19 protein-coding genes are annotated in these 19,072 nt (G+C 67.7%); 8 read left to right on the forward strand and 11 right to left on the reverse strand.

Annotated elements, in window-relative coordinates:
- Positions 1–3 precede the first annotated feature (3 nt).
- The 7 genes from CQ047_RS11540 to CQ047_RS11570 form a co-directional block, all read right to left on the reverse strand.
- Entirely contained in the window at positions 4–1,119 is a 1,116-nt protein-coding gene (locus CQ047_RS11540) for an adenosine deaminase (protein ID WP_105675350.1), read from the reverse strand.
- A 51-nt stretch (positions 1,120–1,170) separates the two neighbouring features.
- Entirely contained in the window at positions 1,171–2,463 is a 1,293-nt protein-coding gene (locus CQ047_RS11545; protein ID WP_181155918.1) for a thymidine phosphorylase, read from the reverse strand.
- Positions 2,463–2,861, reverse strand: coding sequence for a cytidine deaminase (locus CQ047_RS11550; RefSeq protein WP_105675354.1), 399 nt, complete (start codon positions 2,859–2,861; stop codon positions 2,463–2,465). The genes CQ047_RS11545 and CQ047_RS11550 overlap by 1 nt, the downstream gene beginning before the upstream one ends.
- Before the next feature lie 7 nt (positions 2,862–2,868).
- The gene (locus tag CQ047_RS11555) at positions 2,869–4,152 is read right to left on the reverse strand and encodes an ABC transporter permease (protein WP_374197886.1); all 1,284 of its coding nucleotides are present in this window, start codon (positions 4,150–4,152) and stop codon (positions 2,869–2,871) included.
- Positions 4,152–5,471 (reverse strand): ABC transporter permease, encoded by a 1,320-nt coding sequence (locus CQ047_RS11560; protein WP_105675358.1) that lies wholly within the window; start codon positions 5,469–5,471, stop codon positions 4,152–4,154. The genes CQ047_RS11555 and CQ047_RS11560 overlap by 1 nt, the downstream gene beginning before the upstream one ends.
- Positions 5,468–6,982 carry an ABC transporter ATP-binding protein gene (locus tag CQ047_RS11565; protein ID WP_105675360.1) on the reverse strand — a complete coding sequence of 505 codons (1,515 nt, stop codon included), beginning with the start codon at positions 6,980–6,982 and terminating at the stop codon, positions 5,468–5,470. The genes CQ047_RS11560 and CQ047_RS11565 overlap by 4 nt, the downstream gene beginning before the upstream one ends.
- 108 nt (positions 6,983–7,090) lie before the next feature.
- Complete coding sequence (locus CQ047_RS11570; protein WP_105675362.1) at positions 7,091–8,212, reverse strand: BMP family protein; 1,122 nt, start codon at positions 8,210–8,212, stop codon at positions 7,091–7,093.
- A 231-nt stretch (positions 8,213–8,443) separates the two neighbouring features.
- Here CQ047_RS11570 and CQ047_RS18720 point away from each other — a divergent pair, with 231 nt between their 5' ends.
- On the forward strand, positions 8,444–8,701 hold the full coding sequence (locus tag CQ047_RS18720) for a hypothetical protein (RefSeq protein WP_146114334.1): 258 nt from the start codon (positions 8,444–8,446) through the stop codon (positions 8,699–8,701).
- A gap of 277 nt (positions 8,702–8,978) precedes the next feature.
- On the opposite strand, the gene CQ047_RS11575 is transcribed toward CQ047_RS18720, so the two are convergent.
- Positions 8,979–10,094, reverse strand: a complete 1,116-nt coding sequence (locus CQ047_RS11575) for a mannose-1-phosphate guanylyltransferase (protein WP_105675399.1) — start codon at positions 10,092–10,094, stop codon at positions 8,979–8,981.
- A gap of 215 nt (positions 10,095–10,309) precedes the next feature.
- Here CQ047_RS11575 and sdhC point away from each other — a divergent pair, with 215 nt between their 5' ends.
- Genes sdhC through CQ047_RS11605 form a run of 6 tightly spaced genes read left to right on the forward strand, consistent with a single transcriptional unit; the run spans position 10,310 to position 15,918 of the window.
- Positions 10,310–10,744 (forward strand): succinate dehydrogenase, cytochrome b556 subunit, encoded by a 435-nt coding sequence (gene sdhC, locus CQ047_RS11580; protein ID WP_105675364.1) that lies wholly within the window; start codon positions 10,310–10,312, stop codon positions 10,742–10,744.
- Positions 10,744–11,187: a succinate dehydrogenase hydrophobic membrane anchor subunit gene (locus CQ047_RS11585; RefSeq protein WP_105675367.1), complete on the forward strand. Its 444-nt coding sequence runs from the start codon at positions 10,744–10,746 to the stop codon at positions 11,185–11,187. Before sdhC ends, CQ047_RS11585 begins: the two co-directional genes overlap by 1 nt.
- A gap of 20 nt (positions 11,188–11,207) precedes the next feature.
- On the forward strand, positions 11,208–13,034 hold the full coding sequence (gene sdhA, locus CQ047_RS11590) for a succinate dehydrogenase flavoprotein subunit (RefSeq protein ID WP_105675369.1): 1,827 nt from the start codon (positions 11,208–11,210) through the stop codon (positions 13,032–13,034).
- 2 nt (positions 13,035–13,036) lie between these two features.
- A complete protein-coding gene (locus CQ047_RS11595; RefSeq protein WP_105675371.1) occupies positions 13,037–13,804 on the forward strand; it encodes a succinate dehydrogenase iron-sulfur subunit in 768 nt (255 codons plus the stop codon).
- Between the two features lie 49 nt (positions 13,805–13,853).
- Positions 13,854–15,068, forward strand: coding sequence for a YihY/virulence factor BrkB family protein (locus CQ047_RS11600; protein WP_105675373.1), 1,215 nt, complete (start codon positions 13,854–13,856; stop codon positions 15,066–15,068).
- 10 nt (positions 15,069–15,078) lie between these two features.
- Entirely contained in the window at positions 15,079–15,918 is an 840-nt protein-coding gene (locus CQ047_RS11605) for an exodeoxyribonuclease III (protein WP_181155919.1), read from the forward strand.
- Here the strand turns inward: CQ047_RS11605 and CQ047_RS11610 are convergent.
- From CQ047_RS11610 to CQ047_RS11620, 3 genes are read right to left on the reverse strand one after another with little or no spacing between them, the layout of a single operon-like run.
- Entirely contained in the window at positions 15,912–16,586 is a 675-nt protein-coding gene (locus tag CQ047_RS11610) for a DUF4166 domain-containing protein (protein WP_146114335.1), read from the reverse strand. The two genes, CQ047_RS11605 and CQ047_RS11610, sit on opposite strands and share 7 nt — an antisense overlap.
- Before the next feature lie 2 nt (positions 16,587–16,588).
- Positions 16,589–17,272 carry a DUF4166 domain-containing protein gene (locus tag CQ047_RS11615; RefSeq protein WP_105675379.1) on the reverse strand — a complete coding sequence of 228 codons (684 nt, stop codon included), beginning with the start codon at positions 17,270–17,272 and terminating at the stop codon, positions 16,589–16,591.
- On the reverse strand, positions 17,269–17,904 hold the full coding sequence (locus tag CQ047_RS11620) for an SRPBCC family protein (protein ID WP_105675381.1): 636 nt from the start codon (positions 17,902–17,904) through the stop codon (positions 17,269–17,271). Before CQ047_RS11620 ends, CQ047_RS11615 begins: the two co-directional genes overlap by 4 nt.
- 60 nt (positions 17,905–17,964) lie before the next feature.
- Between CQ047_RS11620 and trpS the strand changes: the two genes are divergently transcribed.
- Positions 17,965–18,969 carry a tryptophan--tRNA ligase gene (trpS, locus tag CQ047_RS11625; RefSeq protein WP_105675383.1) on the forward strand — a complete coding sequence of 335 codons (1,005 nt, stop codon included), beginning with the start codon at positions 17,965–17,967 and terminating at the stop codon, positions 18,967–18,969.
- The last annotated feature ends 103 nt before the right edge of the window (positions 18,970–19,072 follow it).

Genomic DNA, 19,072 nt, shown 5'->3' on the forward strand with positions numbered 1-19,072 from the left:
GATCTAGATGTCGAAGCCTTCGGCGATCATCTCGACGAGCTCTTCCCGCTCCTCGACCGGGAGGAAGGCCGCAGCAGCGGCGTTGAACTGGAAGGTCTCCAGGTCGTCGAGGTCGTACTCGAAGGCCTCGACGAGCAGGGCCAGCTCACGGGTGAGCGAGGTGGCGCTCATGGTGCGGTTGTCGACGTTCACCGTCACGGCGAAGCCGAGCTGGTAGAGCAGATCGAAGGGGTGGTCGGCGAGCGTCCTGCCCCACTTCTCGATCGCGCCGGTCTGCAGGTTCGACGAGGGCGAGAGCTCGAGCGGGATCTCGCGATCGCGCACCCAGCGGGCGAGGTCGCCGAACTGCACCTGCACCTCGTCACCCTCCTCCGTGATCACCTCGAGGTCCTCGGCGATGCGCACGCCGTGACCGAGGCGCAGCGCGCGGCCGTCGAGCAGCGCAGAGCGGATCGACGCGAGACCGGCCGCCTCTCCGGCATGCACGGTGACCGGGAAGAAGTTCTCGGCGAGGTAGTCGAAGGCCGCACGGTGGTTGGACGGCGGGAAGCCGTCCTCCGGACCGGCGATGTCGAAGCCCACGGCCCCGCGACCGCGGAAGTCCACCGCGAGCTCTGCGATCTCACGCGCACGGTCGGTGTGCCGCATCGCGGTGATCAGCTGGCCGACGCGGATGCTGCGACCCGCGCGGTCGACGGCGTCCTCGCCCTCCTCGATGCCCTGCTGCACGGCCTCGACGGTCTGCTCCAGCGTGAGGCCGCGCGCGAGATGCTGCTCCGGCGCCCAGCGGACCTCGCCGTAGATGACGCCGTCGGCCGCCAGGTCCTGCACGAACTCGCGGGCGACCCTGGTCAGGCCCTCCTGCGTCTGCATGACGGCGGTCGTGAGGTCGAAGGTCTTCAGGTACTCGACGAGCGACCCGGAGTCGCTCTTCGTCGCGAACCACTTCCCGAGTTCGACGGGGCTGCTCTCCGGCACCTCGAGCCCGATGGCATCCGCGAGCTCGATGATGGTGGCCGGGCGCAGAGCGCCGTCGAGGTGGTCGTGCAGCGACACCTTCGGCAGGCTGCGCAGTGACGCTCCCTGAATGGAGACGTCGCCGTTCGCGTCGATCGACATGGAAGTTCCTCTCGGTCGCAGGTTCGCTCTGTACAGGCTAGCGGTCGGCGCTCAGGCCGTGATGCGCTCGCGCACGATCGGGCCGGAGGCCGGAGCCTCGTCGCCGATCTCCCACGAGCCCGCAAGAGCCTCGAGCGCGCGGGGGAACCGCGCCTCGTCGGCCGCGGACAGCGTGAACAGCGGCTGCCCCGCCACGACACGGTCACCGGGCTTGGCGTGCAGATCGATGCCCGCCTCGAAGACCACGGGGTCCTCGGCCCTGGCACGGCCGGCGCCGAGACGCCACGCGGCGATCCCGAACGGGAGCGCATCCATGCGCGACACGACGCCGTCGGCGTCCGCCGTGACGACGTGCGTCTCGCGAGCGGTCGGCAGCGCGGCATCCGGGTCGCCGTCCTGGGCGCGGATCATCGCCTTCCAGCTGTCCATCGCACGTCCGTCGTCGAGCGCCTTCTCCACATCGGCATCCGGCTGTCCGGCGAGGGCGAGCATCTCCTTGGCCAGGGCGATGGTGAGCTCACGCACGTCGGAGGGGCCGCCGCCGGCGAGCACCTCGACCGATTCGCGCACCTCGCTGGCGTTGCCGATCGCGAGTCCGAGGGGCACATTCATGTCGGTCAGCAGCGCCGTGGTCGCCACGCCGGAGTCGGTGCCCAGCGCGACCATCGTGCGGGCCAGCTCGCGGGCGCGGTCGATGTCCTGCATGAAGGCGCCGGAACCGAACTTCACGTCCAGCACCAGAGCATCGGTGCCCTCGGCGATCTTCTTCGACATGATGCTCGACGCGATCAGCGGGATCGCCTCGACGGTGCCGGTGACGTCGCGCAGGGCGTAGAGCTTCTTGTCGGCGGGGGCGAGGCCGGAGCCCGCCGCGCAGATCACGGCGCCGACGTCGCTCTGCATCTGCGCGAACATCTCCTCGTTGCTGAGCGCCGCGCGCCAGCCGGGGATCGACTCGAGCTTGTCGAGCGTGCCGCCCGTGTGGCCGAGACCGCGTCCGGAGAGCTGCGGCACCGCGACGCCGAACACGGCGACGAGAGGGGCGAGCGGAAGGGTGATCTTGTCGCCGACGCCGCCGGTGGAGTGCTTGTCGACGGTCTTCTTGCCCAGGCTCGCGAAGCTCATGCGCTCCCCCGTGGCGATCATCGCGTCGGTCAGCACCCGGATCTCGTCGCGCTCCATGCCGCGCTGGAACACGGCCATCGCGAACGACGCCATCTGCGCGTCGGACACGTAGCCGCGGGTGTAGGCGTCGACCATCCAGCGCAGCGCCGGCTCGGGGACGACCCCGCCGTCGCGCTTCGCGCGGATCACGTCGACGGCGTCGAAGGGCTCAACAGACATCAGCGAACGTCCTCAAGGTCTCGGGGGCCGAATGCATCCGGCAGTACTTCATCGATGGTGCGGATGCCGGAGACGGTCTCCAGGAGCATCCCGGGCATGGCGTGCTCGAACAGCAGCTGGCGGCAGCGGCCGCACGGCATGATCGTCTCGCCGTCGTTGTTGACGCACACGAAGGCGACGAGCTTGCCGCCGCCCGACATGTGCAGGTCGCCGACCAGCGCGCACTCCGCGCACAGAGTCACTCCGTAGGAGGCGTTCTCGACGTTGCATCCGGCGACGACCCTGCCGTCGCTGACCAGTGCGGCGGCGCCGACCCGGTAGCGCGAGTACGGCGCGTACGCCTTCGCCATGGCATCCGTCGCGACCTGTCTCAGGTCGTCCCAGTCGATGTCGGTCATGTCTCTCCTAGGACTTGATGTACGGCTTGCCGTCGGCGGCAGGGGCCTTGATCTGTCCGGCGAACCCGGCGACCGCGAGCAACGTCACCACGTAGGGCAGCATCAGCATGAACTCGCCGGGGATCGGCGTCTTCAGGATCGAGAGCAGGTTCTGGAGGTTCGTCGCGAAACCGAACAGCAGGGCAGCGAGCGTCGCGCGGATCGGGTCCCACCGACCGAAGATCACCGCGGCGAGGGCGATGAATCCGAGGCCAGCGGTCATGTCCTTGCCGAACTGCGGCACGGAGACGAGCGTGAAGTACGCGCCACCCATGCCGGCGATCGCACCCGCCAGCAGCACGTTCCAGAACCGGGTCGGATTCACCTTGATGCCCACGGTGTCGGCCGCCTGCGGGTGCTCACCCACGGCGCGCAGCCGCAGACCCCACCTGGTGCGGTACAGGCCCCACGCGACGACGGCGACGGTGATGAACATCAGATACCCGATGAACGTCTGATTGAAGAGCACCGGCCCGATGATCGGGATGTCGCTCAGCAACGGGATCTCGATGCGCGGGAAGCGCACCGGGGTGTTCAGCGCCGCCTCGTTGGGTGCGAGCAGCGCGCCGTAGAGGAATCCGGTGAGGCCCGTGACCAAAACGTTGAGCACGACGCCGACGATGACCTGCTCGACGAGGTACTTGATGGCGAACGCGGCGAGCACGCTGGCCACCAGGACGCCGCCGATCATCGCGCCGACCAGACCGACGAACGGGTTCCCGGTGATGCTGGAGAGCAACGCGGCGGAGAACGCGCCGAGGAGCAGCTGCCCCTCGATCGCCACGTTCACGACCCCGGCACGCTCGCCGATCACTCCGCCGAGCGCACCGAACACCAGCGGCACCGACAGCGACACCGCTCCGAACAGCAGGCTCGTGACAGGCACGAGGCCACCGGCGGCTGCCCAGACGAGGAACGCGAAGACCGCGAGCACGCTGAACGCGATCACCAGCCAGAGCGAGGGATCGCGGTACGTCCACGCCCCCAGGAACGCCCCGACCGTCAGCACCACAAGGACGCCGAAGACGACCCAGAACGTCGACGCGGTCGGGAGAGCCACGTCCGGCAGCGCGAGCGCAGAGGACTGGTCGGAGAGGCGGAACGTGCTGATGCCGTCACGCGGCACGAGCAGGAACAGGAGTGCGAGGAGCACGGTGGCTCCGGCCAGCACGATCGGCGCCTTGAGGTGCCGCTCTTTCACGGTCGCCAGCTGCACAGTGCCGTCGGAGGCCTGGGTCTGCACGAGGGACATCATGCCGCCACCGCCTTCTTCGCGGCCTTGGCTCTGAGCCTCGCCGCCTTCTCGATATCGGTCTTCGGGAGGAAGAACACCGTGCGCAGCAGCGGCGGCGCAGCGATGAACAGCACAACGAGCGACTGCACGACGAGCACGATGTCGACCGGGATGTCCTGCGCCTGCATGGAGAAGGATCCTGCCTTGAGCGCGCCGAACAGGATGCCGGCGGCGAACGTGCCCCACGCGCGACTGCGTCCGAGCAGGGCGACGGTGATCGCGTCGAAGCCGATGCCGGCGTCGATGGTCTCGGTGACACCCGTGGTGACCGCGCCCTGGACCTGGTTCATACCTGCGAGACCCGCGAGACCACCGGCGAAGAGCATCGCGTAGACGTAGATGCGCTGCACGCTGATGCCAGCGGCGCGCGCGGCGTGCGGGTTCTCACCCACCGCGCGCATGCGCATGCCGAGCGACGAGCGCTCGATGAGCCACCAGACGAACAGGGTCGCTACGATCACGATGACGAAACCGAAGTCGAGCAACGGGAACTGCGGTCCCAGCAGCGTCGGGAACTGCGCGCTCTCCGGCGTGGCCGAACCGAGCGCCTGATTCGTGCCCGGCTTCTGGAGCAGGCCGGGGGTGCGGATCATCCAGAGCAGCAGGTAATACGCGATGTAGTTGAGCATGATCGTGAGGATCACCTCGTGTGCACCCGTGCGTGCCTTGATCAGGCCCGCGATGGCGCCCCAGAGCGCGCCGCCCGCGATACCGACAATCAGCGTCACCGGGATGTGCAGCCAGATCGGCAGGTCGAGCGAGAACGTCAGCAGAGCCGCGACAGCGACACCGATGAGCATCTGCCCACGGGCGCCGATGTTGAACAGGCCGACGCGGAACGCCAGCGCGACGCCGAGGCCGGCTGCGATGAGCGGCGCGGCGAAGCCGAGGGTGTTCGTCAGGGGGCGGATCTGCGCCGCGAAGTCCGCGCCGCGGGCGTTGAAGATCGCCCCGCGGAACAGCGCCTCGTACCCGTTGTACACAGCGTTCCAGGCGGCGACGAACGTGTCACCGGGCTGGGCGAAGAAGTAGACCGATGCCGCCTGCACGTCCTCGTTCGTCACCGCGATCAGGATGCCGCCCACGATGAGCGCCAGGATGATCGCGAGGATCGTCGTCACGGCACTGCCGCGGAGGATCTCCTTGAGGATGACATTGCCGCGCGGGGGCGGCGGCACATCGGACGGGTCGCGCGGGACCGTTCCGGTGCTCGTGCCGAGTTCCTGCGGCGGGATCCGCTTGGTCACATCTCCTGCGCCGGGTGTCGCTCCGCTCATGCGTCGACCTCTCCTTCGACCGCTCCGGCCATCATGAGTCCGAGCGTCTCCCGAGGCGTGTCCCCGGGGACGATGCCGACGATCGTGCCGCGGTACATGACGGCGATCCGATCGGCGAGAGCTGCGACCTCGTCGAGCTCCGTGGAGACGACGATCACGGGCACGCCCGCGTCGCGCGTTTCGATGATGCGCTTGTGGATGAACTCGATCGAGCCGACGTCCACTCCGCGGGTGGGCTGCGCCGCGACGAGAAGGCGCAGATCGCGGCTCATCTCCCTGGCGATGACGACCTTCTGCTGGTTTCCGCCGGACAGCGTGCCCGCGGGGGTCTCCGGACCCTGCGTGCGGATGTCGTACTCGGTGATGCGGGCGCGGGCGAACTCGTCGAGCGCCCCACGCCGCAGCGTCCCGGCGCGGCTGAACGCCGGGTCGTCCGAACGGTCGAGGATCAGGTTCTCCGCGACGGAGAACCCGGCCACCAGGCCGTCTTCCGTCCGGTCCTCCGGCACGAACCCGACACCGGCGTCGAGGATCGCGCGCACGCTCTTGCCGACGAGCTCGTTGCCGTCGAGCTCGATGGTTCCCTCTACACGGGCGGCGAGACCGACGATGGCCTCCACGAGCTCGGTCTGCCCATTGCCCTGGACGCCCGCGATCGCGAGCACCTCTCCCGGTCGGACGGCGAAGTCGACGCCGTCGACAACGATCGCGCCCGTGGACGTCAGCACGCGCAGCGCCTTGACCTCGAACCCGCCTTCGCCCAGGCGCGGCGGCTCCTTGTGAACAGTGAGCTCGACGGCCCGGCCGACCATGAGCGAAGCGAGCTCCGCGTTGGTCGCGGTCGGGGACGCCTCGCCGACGACGCGGCCGAGACGGACGATGGTGATCTTGTCGGCGACCTCGCGGACCTCGCGGAGCTTGTGCGTGATGAACACGATCGCCGTGCCCTCGTCGCGCAGCTGACGCATGATGCTCATCAGCTCGTCGGTCTCCTGCGGGGTGAGCACCGCCGTGGGCTCGTCGAACACGAGCACCTTCGCGTCGCGCGACAGCGCCTTGATGATCTCGACACGTTGCTGAACGCCGACGGGAAGGTCGCCGACGAGAGCGTCGGGGTCGATGTCGAAACCGAAGCGTGCCGCCACCGACCGCACGTGCTCACGCGCCTTCGCGATGTCGAGCCTGCCGAGAGCCTTGGTCTGCTCATGTCCGAGCATCACGTTCTCGGCCACGGTGAACACCGGGACGAGCATGAAGTGCTGGTGGACCATGCCGATCCCCGCAGCCATCGCGTCACCGGGACCACGGAAGCGCTGCACCTCGTCATCGAGGAGGATCTCGCCCTCGTCAGCCTGATACAGGCCGTAGAGAACGTTCATGAGGGTGGACTTGCCTGCACCGTTCTCACCGAGCAGCGCGTGGATCTCACCGGGCTCGACCACCAGATCGATGTGGTCGTTGGCAACGAGGGTGCCGAATCGCTTGGTGATGCCGCGAAGTTCGAGCTTCATATCTGCACCTTATCCAGAAGAGTCATCCAGGAGAATCATCGTCTGTCCACGACACGGGGCGAGTGGCAGCTTGCTCACCACTCGCCCCGTGCGGGAACTGCGACGGAATTACTTGGAGGTCGGGGAGTTCGGGGACTCCACCTTGATGTCGCCCGAGATGATCTTCTCCTGCAGAGCCTTCAGCTCGTCGGTCAGACCGGCCGGGAGCTTCGACTCGAAGTCGCCGAATCCGGAGAGCTTGACGCCTTCGTTCTCGAGCGTTCCCACATACGGGGCCGCGTCGAACTCACCCTTAGCCGCGGCCAGGGTCGCGTCCTTCACGGCGACGTCGATCGCCTTCATGATCGAGACGAGCGTGATGCCTGCGACGCTCGGGTCGGCGACGGCGAGGTCGCTGTCGACACCGAGCATCAGAGTGTCCTTGCCGCTGTCGGCGATCGCCGCGGCCGCGCTCTGGTAAACGGGGCCGCCGACCGGGAGGATGACGTCGACACCCTGATCGAGCACACCCTGTGCGGTCTGCTTGGCGGTGTCGTTCGCGTCGAAGCCACCCGTGAAGGAGCCCTTCTGCGTAGCCTGGTCCCAGCCGAAGACCTCGACCGACGCCGACTTGTCCTCGTTGTACTTCTCGACGCCCAGCTGGTAGCCGTCCATGAACACCGCAACGGACGGGATCTGCATTCCGCCGAACGTGCCGACCTTGTTCACACCGCTCTGCGCGGACCATGCCGCGGCGGCGTAGCCACCGAGGTACGCGGCCTGGGCCGTGTCGAAGACGAGGGGCTTGATGTTCGGAGCGTCGACCTTGCCGTCGAAGTCGTTGTCGGCCCAGTCGTCGATGATCGCGTAGTTGAGCTTCGGGTTGGCGAGCGCAGACTCCACCGTGGCCGCCGAGAGCTTGAAGCCGACGGAGATGATCAGAGAGCAGCCCTCGGAGACCGCGGTCTCAAGGTTGGGTGCGTAGTCGTTGTCGTTCGCGGATTCGAACTCGAGCGGCTTGATGCCGAGTTCCTTGGCCGCGGCGTCCATGCCTTCCTTGGCGGACTGGTTGAACGACTTGTCGTTCCATCCGCCGGCGTCGGAGACCAGGCAAGGAAGGAAGTCGGATGCAGCGGGCTTGTCAGAGCCGCCCGGCTTGTCGGTCGGAGCCTGGCCACAGCCGGCGAGGGCGAAGATGACGCCCGCGGCGACGGCTGCGCTCAGCAGCTTCTTGGTGGTGGAGATGGTCAACTCATGCCTCCCTCAGCGAACCCGCGGCCATCGCGGATCGCTCAAAGTTACCTACTGTTTCGACGTGAACACAGATTCACAAGCCCGACGTTGGCGAATCTTTACAAAGCCGAAACCTTTTCCACGAATGAGCATCGATAAGTGCTCATCAGAGCAGAGGTGGATTGACGCTAGGAATCCGATCTGACACTGTCGGTACCGACAAACGAACGACCGGAGAAGGTAGAGAAAGTGCTTAAAAAGAAGATCTACGGAGGGCTCACCGCCCTCGCAATTGGAGCGTCGCTGCTGGCCGCATCGCCTGCGCAGGCGGCCGGATATCCAGAAACATGGACCTCGACGGGATACGAACTCAAACAGTCGTGCCAGAACGCTGTGCTGTGGAAGGCACAGGAACTCAGGTTGAAGGGCTATCAGGCGACCGGATTGGGTTGCGTGAAAGAAGCCTCCGGAATTTGGTTCGGCAAGGTGTCCTACAGAACCCCCTGATTCAGGACTGGGGCCCGCTCCGGACCGCCTCCGGGGCGGGCTCACCAGCGGCAGCGACGTCTGTGGACTGGAGGAGCTGTCTGCCTGCAAGAGTTTGTTTGAAGATGGCATCGATGCGGCCCGTTGAGTCCTTGCTGGACGGAGCGCCGACTCTGAGAGCGTGCAGGCAGCATGGCACTCATTGAGCCGCCTGTACCGTGCAGTCCAGGGGGTCGTCACGTAGGTGCACGTCGCGCGGACGTCCGGGTCCGCGTCTCGAGACACTTGAGCGTGCTCATCAGAGCACGTCGCCGCGCCCCGTCAGCTTCAGCGACTCCACGACGCCCTTGACACGCTGCGCGTGCTCGACCGTGGTAACCAACAGGGCGTCCGGGGTGTCGACCACCACGATGTCCTTCACCCCGACGAGGCTGATCACGCGGCTCGTCTGACTCACGAGGATGCCGCTCGCCGCATCCGACAGCACCCTGGCCTTGGGGCCGAGCACGGCGAGGTCGTTCTTGCGGCCGTTGGTGATGAGCTTGGTCAGAGAGGCGAAGTCCCCCACGTCATCCCAGTCGAAGTGACCGGGCACCACGGCGAGGCGTCCGCGCTGGGCCGCGGGCTCCGCGACGGCGTAGTCGATGGCGATCTTCTTCAGGCGGGGCCAGATGCGGTCGACGGCGGGGCCGCGACGGTCCCGGTCGTCCCATGCCTCGGCGAGCTCGATCAGCCCCGCGTGCAGCTCCGGCTCGTTGATCGCCAGCTCGTCGAGCAGCACGCTCGCCTTGGCGATGAACATGCCCGCGTTCCAGAGATAGCTGCGGTCGGCGATGTACGCCTTCGCGGTCTCCAGGTCGGGCTTCTCGACGAAGCTCTCCACGAGAGACGCCTCGCGGGCGCCGTCGACGACGAGCTCCTCCCCCTGCTTGATGTAGCCGAAGCCGATGGCGGGCTCGGTCGGAGTGATGCCGATCGTGCAGATGTACCCCTCGCGCGCGACCTCGACGGCATCCCGCACGGCGAACTCGAACACGCGAGTGCCGCGGATCACGTGGTCGGCGCTGAACGAGCCGATGATCACGTCGGGGTCGCGGCGGTGCAGGATCGCGGCGGCCAGGCCGATCGCCGCCGCCGACTCGCGCGGCTCCGACTCGAGGAAGACGTTGAGATCGGGGATGTCGGGGAGCTGCTCCTCCACCGCGGCGCGGTGCGCGCGGCCGGTGACCACGGCGATCCTGTCGTGCCCGGCGAGCGGCTCCAGCCTGTCCCACGTGTCACGCAGCAGGGAATGACCAGAGCCGGTGAGGTCATGCAGGAACTTGGGGGCGTCCGCCCGCGACAGCGGCCACAGCCTGCTGCCGATGCCGCCAGCTGGGATCACCGCGTAGAAGTCCTTGATCGGTTGGGTCACCTGGCCAGAGTACCCGCCGCCCATCATGCGCACAGGCTCTCGACACCATGCGGAAATCCTCTCGACATCGAGACACTTAGGTTGCCCTTCGTCGCTCTCAGCGATCTGACAGGAATAGGATGGACACCGATCGGCCGTGCCTGATGTGATGACAGGCTCACACTTGGACCACGCACTGCACGCGACCGAGTCACTTCGATCCAGGGAGGACGACCGTGTCCACAAGCGCTCGCTTGACACCGTCGATTTCGGAAACCACGTCCAAGACCCCGCGCGGCACCCTCTACCGGGGCCGCGAAGGCATGTGGTCGTGGGTGCTTCATCGCATCACCGGAGTCGCCATCTTCTTCTTCCTGTTGGTGCATGTGCTCGACACTGCACTCATCAGGGTGTCGCCGGAGGCGTACAACGCGGTGATCGGCACCTACAAGAACCCGATCATGGCGCTCGGCGAGGTCGTGCTGGTCGCCGGCATCGTGTTCCACGCGATGAACGGCCTGCGCATCATCGCGGTCGACTTCTGGTCGAAGGGCGCCAAGTACCAGCGTCAGCTGTTCTGGGTCGTCATCGGCGTCTGGGCCGTGCTGATGGCCGGCTTCGTGCCGCGCCACCTCGCGCTCGCGTTCGCCGGCTTCGGAGGAGGACACTGATGACCGCTCAGACCGTCGCCGCCCCGATCCGCCGTCAGCGCGGATTCAACCTCGAGAAGTGGGGCTGGCTCTTCATGCGCGGCTCCGGCATCGTGCTCGTGGTGCTGATCTTCGGCCACCTCTTCATCAACCTGATGGTCGGCGAGGGCATCCACGCCCTCGACTTCGCATTCATCGCCGGCAAGTTCGCCACGCCGTTCTGGCAGTGGTGGGACGTGCTGATGCTGTGGCTCGCGCTCATCCACGGCGCCAACGGCATGCGCACCATCGTCAACGACTACGTCACGAACAACACGGCACGCAAGGTGCTCATCTGGGCACTGGGCCTCGCAGCCGGCCTCCTCATCCTCCTCGGCACGCTCGTGGTCTTCACGTTCGACCCGTGCCTCGGAGTGACCGAGTCGAGCACCCTGTGGGACACCTGCCAGGCCGTGGCTAACTGATAGAGAAGGCATACGAAAAAGTGACTACTGAGGCGCAGGAGTCCGTCGTCCGCGACGGCGTGCACTACCACCAGTTCGACATCGTCATCGTGGGCGCCGGCGGCGCCGGCATGCGCGCCGCCATCGAGGCGGGTCCCGGGGCCAGGACCGCGGTGATCTCCAAGCTCTACCCGACGCGCTCCCACACGGGAGCGGCGCAGGGTGGCATGGCCGCCGCCCTCGCGAACGTCGAGGAGGACAGCTGGGAGTGGCACACCTTCGACACGGTCAAGGGCGGCGACTACCTCGTCGACCAGGACGCGGCGGAGATCCTCGCCAAGGAGGCGATCGACGCGGTCATCGACCTCGAGAACATGGGCCTGCCCTTCAACCGCACCCCCGAGGGCAAGATCGACCAGCGCCGCTTCGGCGGTCACACCGCCGAGCACGGCAAGACCCCGGTCCGCCGCGCCTGCTACGCCGCAGACCGCACGGGGCACATGATCCTGCAGACGCTGTTCCAGAACTGCGTCAAGCTCGGCATCAACTTCTTCAACGAGTTCTACGTGCTCGACCTGCTGACGGTGAAGGATGCCGACGGCAAGACCCAGGTCTCGGGCGTCGTCGCCTACGACCTCTCCACGGGCGAGCTGCACGTCTTCCAGGCCAAGGCCGTGATCTTCGCGACCGGCGGCTTCGGCAAGATCTTCAAGACCACCTCGAACGCGCACACCCTCACGGGAGACGGCGTCGGCATCGTGTGGCGCAAGGGCCTCCCCCTCGAGGACCTGGAGTTCTTCCAGTTCCACCCCACCGGCCTCGCCGGCCTCGGCATCCTCCTCACCGAGGGCGCCCGCGGAGAGGGCGCGATCCTGCGCAACGCCTCGGGTGAGCGCTTCATGGAGCGCTACGCCCCGACCATCAAGGACCTCGCTCCGCGTGACATCGTCGCCCGCTGCATGGTGCAGGAGGTCCTCGACGGCCGCGGCGCCGGGCCCCACAAGGACTACGTGCTGCTGGACTGCACGCACCTCGGCGCGGAGGTCCTGGAGACCAAGCTCCCCGACATCACCGAGTTCGCCCGCACGTACCTGGGCGTCGACCCCGTCGTCGAGCCGGTCCCCGTGATGCCGACCGCGCACTACGCGATGGGCGGCATCCCCACGAACAACAACGGAGAGGTGCTGGCGGACAACGACACCGTCGTCCCCGGTCTCTACGCCGCCGGCGAGTGCGCGTGCGTCTCGGTGCACGGAGCCAACCGCCTCGGCACCAACTCGCTGCTGGACATCAACGTGTTCGGCAAGCGCAGCGGCCGCAACGCGGTCGAGTACGTCAAGACCGCGGAGTTCGTCCCGCTGCCCGAGAACCCGGCGGCGTTCGTCTCCGACATGCTCGAGGGCCTGCGGAACAACCAGGGCACCGAGCGCATCGCCGTGCTCCGCAAGACGCTGCAGGACGAGATGGACAAGGGCGCCCAGGTGTTCCGCACCCACGAGTCCCTGCAGCACGTGCTCGGCGTCATCGCCGACCTGCGCGAGCGGTACAAGAACGTCCACGTCGACGACAAGGGCCACCGGTTCAACACCGACCTGCTCGAGGCCGTCGAGCTGGGCTTCCTGCTCGACATCGCCGAGGTCGTCGTCTACGCGGCGCAGAACCGCGAGGAGAGCCGCGGCGGCCACATGCGCGACGACTTCCCGAAGCGCGACGACGAGAAGTACATGCAGCACACGATGGCGTACCTCACGGGCGACGCGCACTCCGCCGACCCGAGCGACCACATCCGGCTGGACTGGAAGCCCGTCGTGTTCACGAAGAACGAGCAGGGCGAGTTGAACTACCCGCCGATGGAGAGGAAGTACTGAGCATGGCGAACGCAGTCGCAGAAGCACCGGCAGCAGACTCGGCATCCGAGGTCATCCAGTCCTTCATCGTCACCTTCAACATCCGCCGCTTCGACCCCGAGGTCGACGCGGAACCGCACTGGGTCGACTACGACGTGGAGCTCTACTCCACCGACCGCGTGCTCGACGCGCTGCACAAGATCAAGTGGGAGGTCGACGGCTCGCTGACCTTCCGCCGCTCGTGCGCCCACGGCATCTGCGGCTCCGATGCGATGCGCATCAACGGCCGCAACCGCCTCGCCTGCAAGACGCTGATCAAGGACCTCGACATCTCGAAGCCGATCTACGTCGAGGCGATCAAGGGTCTGCCGCTGGAGAAGGACCTCGTCGTCGACATGGAGCCGTTCTTCGCCTCCTACCGCGAGGTGCAGCCGTTCCTGGTGGCGAGCTCCGTGCCCGAGAAGGGCAAGGAGCGCATCCAGACCATCGCCGACCGCGAGATCTTCGACGACACCACCAAGTGCATCCTGTGCGCCGCGTGCACCTCGTCGTGCCCCGTGTTCTGGACCGACGGGCAGTACTTCGGCCCGGCCGCGATCGTCAACGCGCACCGCTTCATCTTCGACTCGCGCGACGACAACGCCGCCGTGCGCCTCGACATCCTCAACGACAAGGAGGGTGTGTGGCGCTGCCGCACGACCTTCAACTGCTCCGAGGCGTGCCCCCGCGGCATCGAGGTGACCAAGGCCATCGCCGAGGTCAAGCAGGCGGTTCTCCGCGGTCGTCCCTGACCTCTCTCGCGCTGTTCGACACGCCTCCGCCCTTGGATAGGGTGGAGGCGTGTCTGATTCCGGTGGCGCCGCGCCCGAAGCCGGTCGCCTCGATGTGGCCGTCGAACGCGCCACGGCGCTGACCCGGCGCACGCTCGGCCTCTTCCCCGTGCGCGTCTGGCGCCACTTCCTGCAGCACAACGGGTTCCTCCTCGCCGCAGGCGTGAGCTATCAGGCGCTGTTCGCGATCTTCGCGGCGATCTACCTCGCGTTCGCGATCGCCGGCCTGTGGCTGGGCGGGAGCGCGGAGGCGGTCGAGGGGATGATCGGGGTCATCAACAGCTACATCCCCAACCTCATCGTCCCCGAGGGAGGCCTCGTCACCCCCGATCAGGTGCAGGAGATCGCCGCGAACACGACAGGGGTCCTCAGCGTCACCGGTCTGATCGCCCTCGGCACCGTGATCTGGACGGCGATCGGGTGGGTCACCTTCTCCCGACGCGCGACGAGGGACATCTTCGGCCTGCCGCCGGACCGCCGCAGCTACGTGCTGCTGAAGGCGAGAGACCTGCTGGCCGCGCTGATCTTCGGCGTCGCACTGATCGTCGGCTCGCTGCTCAGCTCGGCGAGCGCGGGGATCCTGAGCTGGCTCCTCGACCTGCTGGGCTGGGACACGGGCTCCGGCGGACTGAACCTCAGCATCCACATCGGCACCGTCCTCATCTCGTTCGTGCTGCTGTCATCGGCTCTGGCCGCCATGGTCCGCTTCCTCACCGGAACGTCGTTGCACTGGCGCATCATCTGGCCCGGTGCTCTTCTCGGCGGCGGCGCGATGACGATCCTCCAGTTCGGGGCCGGCTTCCTGCTGAGCTACACGCCCTCGAATCCGCTGCTGGCGACGTTCGCGATCTTCATCGGCCTCCTGCTCTGGTTCCGCATCAACGGCGTGGTGATGCTGGTGGCCTCCTCCTGGATCGCGGTGGCGGCGTCCGACCGCGACGTCCCGCTGCTGCAGCAGTCCGAGGCGGAGAGGCGCCTGGCGGAGTACCAGGCGCTGCTGACCGCGGCGCGAATCCGCGTCCGTGAGGCCACGGCCGCGCTCGACGCCGCTCCGTGGCACCGCGCCTGGGCGGCGGGGCGCGACCTGCGCGCCGCCGAGGCCGACCTCGAGGCTCTCGAGGCCGCCGCTCCCCCGCCCGCCGAGCCGAGCACGCCGATCGCGCAGCGCCTCCTGAGCGAGCTGAACCGGACCCGGTCGCCCCGGAATGTCGGCGGCGTCCCATAGGCTTGTGTCCATGTCTCATCTGCGCATCGCCACGGTCAATGTCAACGGGATCCGCGCGGCGGCTCGCAACGGGATGAGCGGATGGCTCGACGCCGCAGACGTCGACATCCTGACGCTGCAGGAGGTCCGCGGGCAGGACGAGCACCTGGAAGCGGCCCTCCCCGGTTGGACCTTCGTGCACGACGAGGCGAGCGCCAAGGGTCGCGCGGGGGTCGCCATCGCCAGCCGCACCCCCGCGATCGCCTCGCGCACCGATTTCGGCGACCAGGACTTCGACTCGAAGGGTCGCTGGATCGAGGCCGACTTCGAGATCGGCGGGCGTCCGCTCACCGTGGTGAGCGCGTACGTCCACACGGGCGAGGCCGACACCCCGAAGCAGGACGAGAAGTGGAAGTTCCTCGACGCGTTCTCGACCCGTCTCGCCGAGCTCGGGAAGGATGATGCGCTCGCGCTCGTCACCGGCGACCTCAACGTCGGGCACCGCGAGCTCGACATCAAGAACTGGCGCGGCAACCGCAAGAAGGCGGGCTTCCTCCCCCGTGAGCGCGCCTACTTCGACCGTTTCCTCGGCGAAGCCGGTGCGGATGTCGAAGGGGTCGACGGCTCCGTGGGCACCGGTCTCGGCTGGGTCGACGTGGGGCGACGGTTCCACGGTGAGGTCGACGGCCCGTACACCTGGTGGTCCATGCGCGGCCAGGCATTCGACAACGACTCCGGCTGGCGGATCGACTACCACCTCGCGACTCCGGCCCTCGCCGAGCGCGTCACGGCCTATCACGTGGCACGCGCCGCGGCCTACGACCAGCGCTGGAGCGACCACGCGCCGGTGGTCGTCGACTACAGCTACTGATCCTCGACGCTCGAGTACCGATACCAGCCCCGGTACTCGAGCAGGGTTCCTGCGAGCGGATTCCGCACGGTGACGGCGATCGTGCGTCGGGCGTTGTCGTCGTCCCATCCGTCTTCGACATCCACGTGCACGGCGAGGATGCCGCGGAGGGCGATCCGGCGGCCGCCGAGACGCAGTGCCGCGCGGCGGGTTCGCATGCGCAGGGTCCCGCCGTCTCCGACCGCGCACTCCTCGATGAGCTCGACGCGTCCGCGCTCGCCGAGCAGCGTGCGCACGAGTCCGGGGTGCACGCTGGTGGTCATCACATCGGAGACGCGCTGCGCACCGCTCGGGAAGCGGAACTCCCGCGTGGTGCGGAGCGTCACCCTCTCGATCGCAGCGTCTCCGACCGTCACCGTCGTCACGGCCGACTCGGTGAGCACCGAGAACGGCACGTCCGAGGCGATACGCGTCACGACGGCATCCCTCCCCAGCAAGGGCATCGCGAGGGCGTTGAGCAGACGGTACCGGCTCCCGGCGCGCGCGAACACGCCCTCGCCCCGGGCGCGCGACGCTGGTGTGCGCATCTGGGCGGCGATCTCCGGGTGCAGCAGCGCGGCGTCGGCACCCAAAGCCCGCAGGAACGCCTCTCCGCTCCCGACCGGAACGCCCTCCCGATCGCCGGGCATGATCACTCTCGCCGTTCCTCGCGGTACGGCTTCACGGTCTCCGGCATGTCCTGTCCGTCGACGAAATCGCAGGTGAACGTGCCCCGGTACCCGAAGAGGAAGCCCAGCACGTCGTTGCGCACCTCCAGATCGATGACGTAGCATCCCCGCTCGTCATCGAAGCGCTCGGTGAGGTGAGCACGTCCGCTGAACAGCATCGGGAAGCGGAACGCGATCGGCCCCTCGTAGAAACGCTGGGAGCCCGAGGTGAGCCGCAGTCCGCCGTCGTCGGTGACGGCGAGGTCGAGGTCGACTGCCAGGTGCTGGTGCGTTCCCAGGTAGTCGACGATCCGGCCCCTGCTGTCGCTGTAGATCATCGTGGCATCGAAACGGCGTCGGAGACCCGGCCGGATCTCCATGGTCCGCACGAACGTGACGGTCTCGCGCCCCAGGCTGTCGACGTACGCATGGTTGTCGATCTGGAAGGGGATATCGGTCCCTCGGTCGGGGAACAGGATGTTGCGCAGCGTGCCGATGGCGAGGAACGGCAGTGTCCACCACGGGCCTCGGCGCACCTCGTTCATCACGCCTCGCCCGACGCAGCCGTAGCCTGCGGCGATCCCCACGCCGAAGCGGCGCTGCATCTCCGGATGCAGGCGCGCGAAATCGGCGCCGAGCGCCCTGGCGAAGATCCCGTCGGCGCTCATGCGTGCAGCTCCGACAGCGAATCCGGCGCCTGCTGCATGATCGTGCCTCCTGCGGCGACGGGACGTGACAGGCACCTCCTCGCGTGGGCGCGCTGTCGCCGACCGGGCATGACGGAACGCCAGAACCCGGTGGCCTCCGGCGGCACGTCCTGCTCCGCCCAGAGCCGCAGCCTGTCGAAGCTCCATGCGGTGAGCCACCACACGAACGGGCGCGTGACGAGCGGATCGAGGAGGCGTCCGAGCAGTCCCCATCCCGGCGCGTAGTCGTATCCGGTGATGAAGCGGACGCCGTCGTCGGTGGGAACGTACCGCCAGTATCCGCGGCCGGCGCCGAGCGGCGAGAGCCGGTCGGCGGTGTCGAAGAGGAGGGCGGAGGTGCGCTCCCCCGCGCGACCGCGCCTGTCTCCTCGCGAGACGCCGGTACCGCGGATGGTGTGGATGCCGAGGTCCAGCTCGTACGCGAACTCCTGCGCGCCGTCGTCACGGACACGCGTCGGCCGGATCGTCGTGAACCGGCCATCCCAGCGCACATGGTGCTCCGGGGTCTGCGTCAACTCCCAGACGCGCTCGATCGGCGCGTCGATGAGGATCTCGACGTAGAGCGCTCGTTCCCTCCTGCGTCGTTCTCCCATAGCCACAGGGTAGAGGATGCGGAACGCGGAGCCTCGTCGCACGGCGCATAGGATTGACGGGTGAACAAACCTCGCCTGTACTCCGGAATGCAGCCCTCCGCCGACTCCCTCCAGATCGGCAACTACATCGGCGCGCTCCTGCAGTGGCGAGAGCTGCAGACCTCCTACGACGCGTACTTCTCCGTCGTCGATCTGCACGCGCTCACCGTCGCGCAGGACCCGGCGGAGCTCCGAGAGAAGACGCGCCGCACCGCGGCGCAGTACATCGCAGCCGGCATCGAGCCCTCGCAGTCCACTCTCTACGTGCAGTCGCACGTGCGGGCGCACGCCGAGCTCGCCTGGATCCTCTCCACGATCACGGGCTTCGGCGAGGCCGGGCGCATGACGCAGTTCAAGGACAAGTCGACGCGTTACGGAGCCGACGCGACGAGCGTGGGACTGTTCACGTATCCGGTCCTGATGGCCGCGGACATCCTGCTGTATCAGACCGACGTGGTGCCGGTGGGAGACGACCAGAAGCAGCACGTCGAGCTCACCCGTGACCTCGCCGAGCGCTTCAACTCGCGCTTCGGCGAGACGTTCGTCGTGCCGCGCCCCGTGATCCAGAAGGACACGGCGCGCATCTACGATCTGCAGAACCCGACATCGAAGATGTCGAAGTCGGCCGAGAGCGATGCCGGCGTCCTGTGGATGCTGGACGACCCCGCCAAGTCGGCGAAGAAGATCATGCGCGCGGTGACCGACACCGAGGGCTCGGTGCGCTTCGACCGCGAGACCAAGCCCGGGGTCTCGAACCTGCTGACGATCTATGCGGCCCTCACCGGCCGTCAGGTCGCCTCGATCGAAGACGAGTACGCGGGCCGTGGCTACGGCGACTTCAAGAAGGGTCTGGCCGAGGTCGTCGTGAACGAGTTCGAGCCCGTCCGCACCCGCGCGCTCGAGCTGCTGGACGATCCCGCCGAGCTCGACAGGATCCTCGCGGCCAATGCGCAGCGCGCGGATGCCGTCGCCGACGCCACCCTGGGCGACGTCTACGATCGCGTCGGGCTGCTGCGGCGCATCTGATCGCGGCGGCCCTAGGATGGGGGCGTGACTGATCCGCAGCTGCCCCCGCCCTCCGGCGCCGTGAAAGCCGGCGGCTGCGCCGGATATGCCGGAGGCTGCGCCG

It is taken from the genome of Microbacterium sp. MYb72 (assembly GCF_002979415.1).
GTDB classification, from domain to species: domain Bacteria; phylum Actinomycetota; class Actinomycetes; order Actinomycetales; family Microbacteriaceae; genus Microbacterium; species Microbacterium natoriense.

Bases quoted from the DNA above. Each gene is read 5' to 3' on its own strand.
- CQ047_RS11555 (WP_374197886.1), bottom strand. From the start codon at position 4,152: ATGTCCCTCGTGCAGACCCAGGCCTCCGACGGCACTGTGCAGCTGGCG.
- CQ047_RS11550 (WP_105675354.1), bottom strand. From the start codon at position 2,861: ATGACCGACATCGACTGGGACGACCTGAGACAGGTCGCGACGGATGCC.
- CQ047_RS11620 (WP_105675381.1), bottom strand. From the start codon at position 17,904: ATGGGAGAACGACGCAGGAGGGAACGAGCGCTCTACGTCGAGATCCTC.
- CQ047_RS11560 (WP_105675358.1), bottom strand. From the start codon at position 5,471: ATGAGCGGAGCGACACCCGGCGCAGGAGATGTGACCAAGCGGATCCCG.
- CQ047_RS11565 (WP_105675360.1), bottom strand. From the start codon at position 6,982: ATGAAGCTCGAACTTCGCGGCATCACCAAGCGATTCGGCACCCTCGTT.
- CQ047_RS11615 (WP_105675379.1), bottom strand. From the start codon at position 17,272: ATGAGCGCCGACGGGATCTTCGCCAGGGCGCTCGGCGCCGATTTCGCG.
- CQ047_RS11605 (WP_181155919.1), top strand. From the start codon at position 15,079: ATGTCTCATCTGCGCATCGCCACGGTCAATGTCAACGGGATCCGCGCG.
- CQ047_RS11610 (WP_146114335.1), bottom strand. From the start codon at position 16,586: ATGCCCGGCGATCGGGAGGGCGTTCCGGTCGGGAGCGGAGAGGCGTTC.
- CQ047_RS11585 (WP_105675367.1), top strand. From the start codon at position 10,744: ATGACCGCTCAGACCGTCGCCGCCCCGATCCGCCGTCAGCGCGGATTC.
- CQ047_RS11545 (WP_181155918.1), bottom strand. From the start codon at position 2,463: ATGTCTGTTGAGCCCTTCGACGCCGTCGACGTGATCCGCGCGAAGCGC.
- CQ047_RS11540 (WP_105675350.1), bottom strand. From the start codon at position 1,119: ATGTCGATCGACGCGAACGGCGACGTCTCCATTCAGGGAGCGTCACTG.
- CQ047_RS11595 (WP_105675371.1), top strand. From the start codon at position 13,037: ATGGCGAACGCAGTCGCAGAAGCACCGGCAGCAGACTCGGCATCCGAG.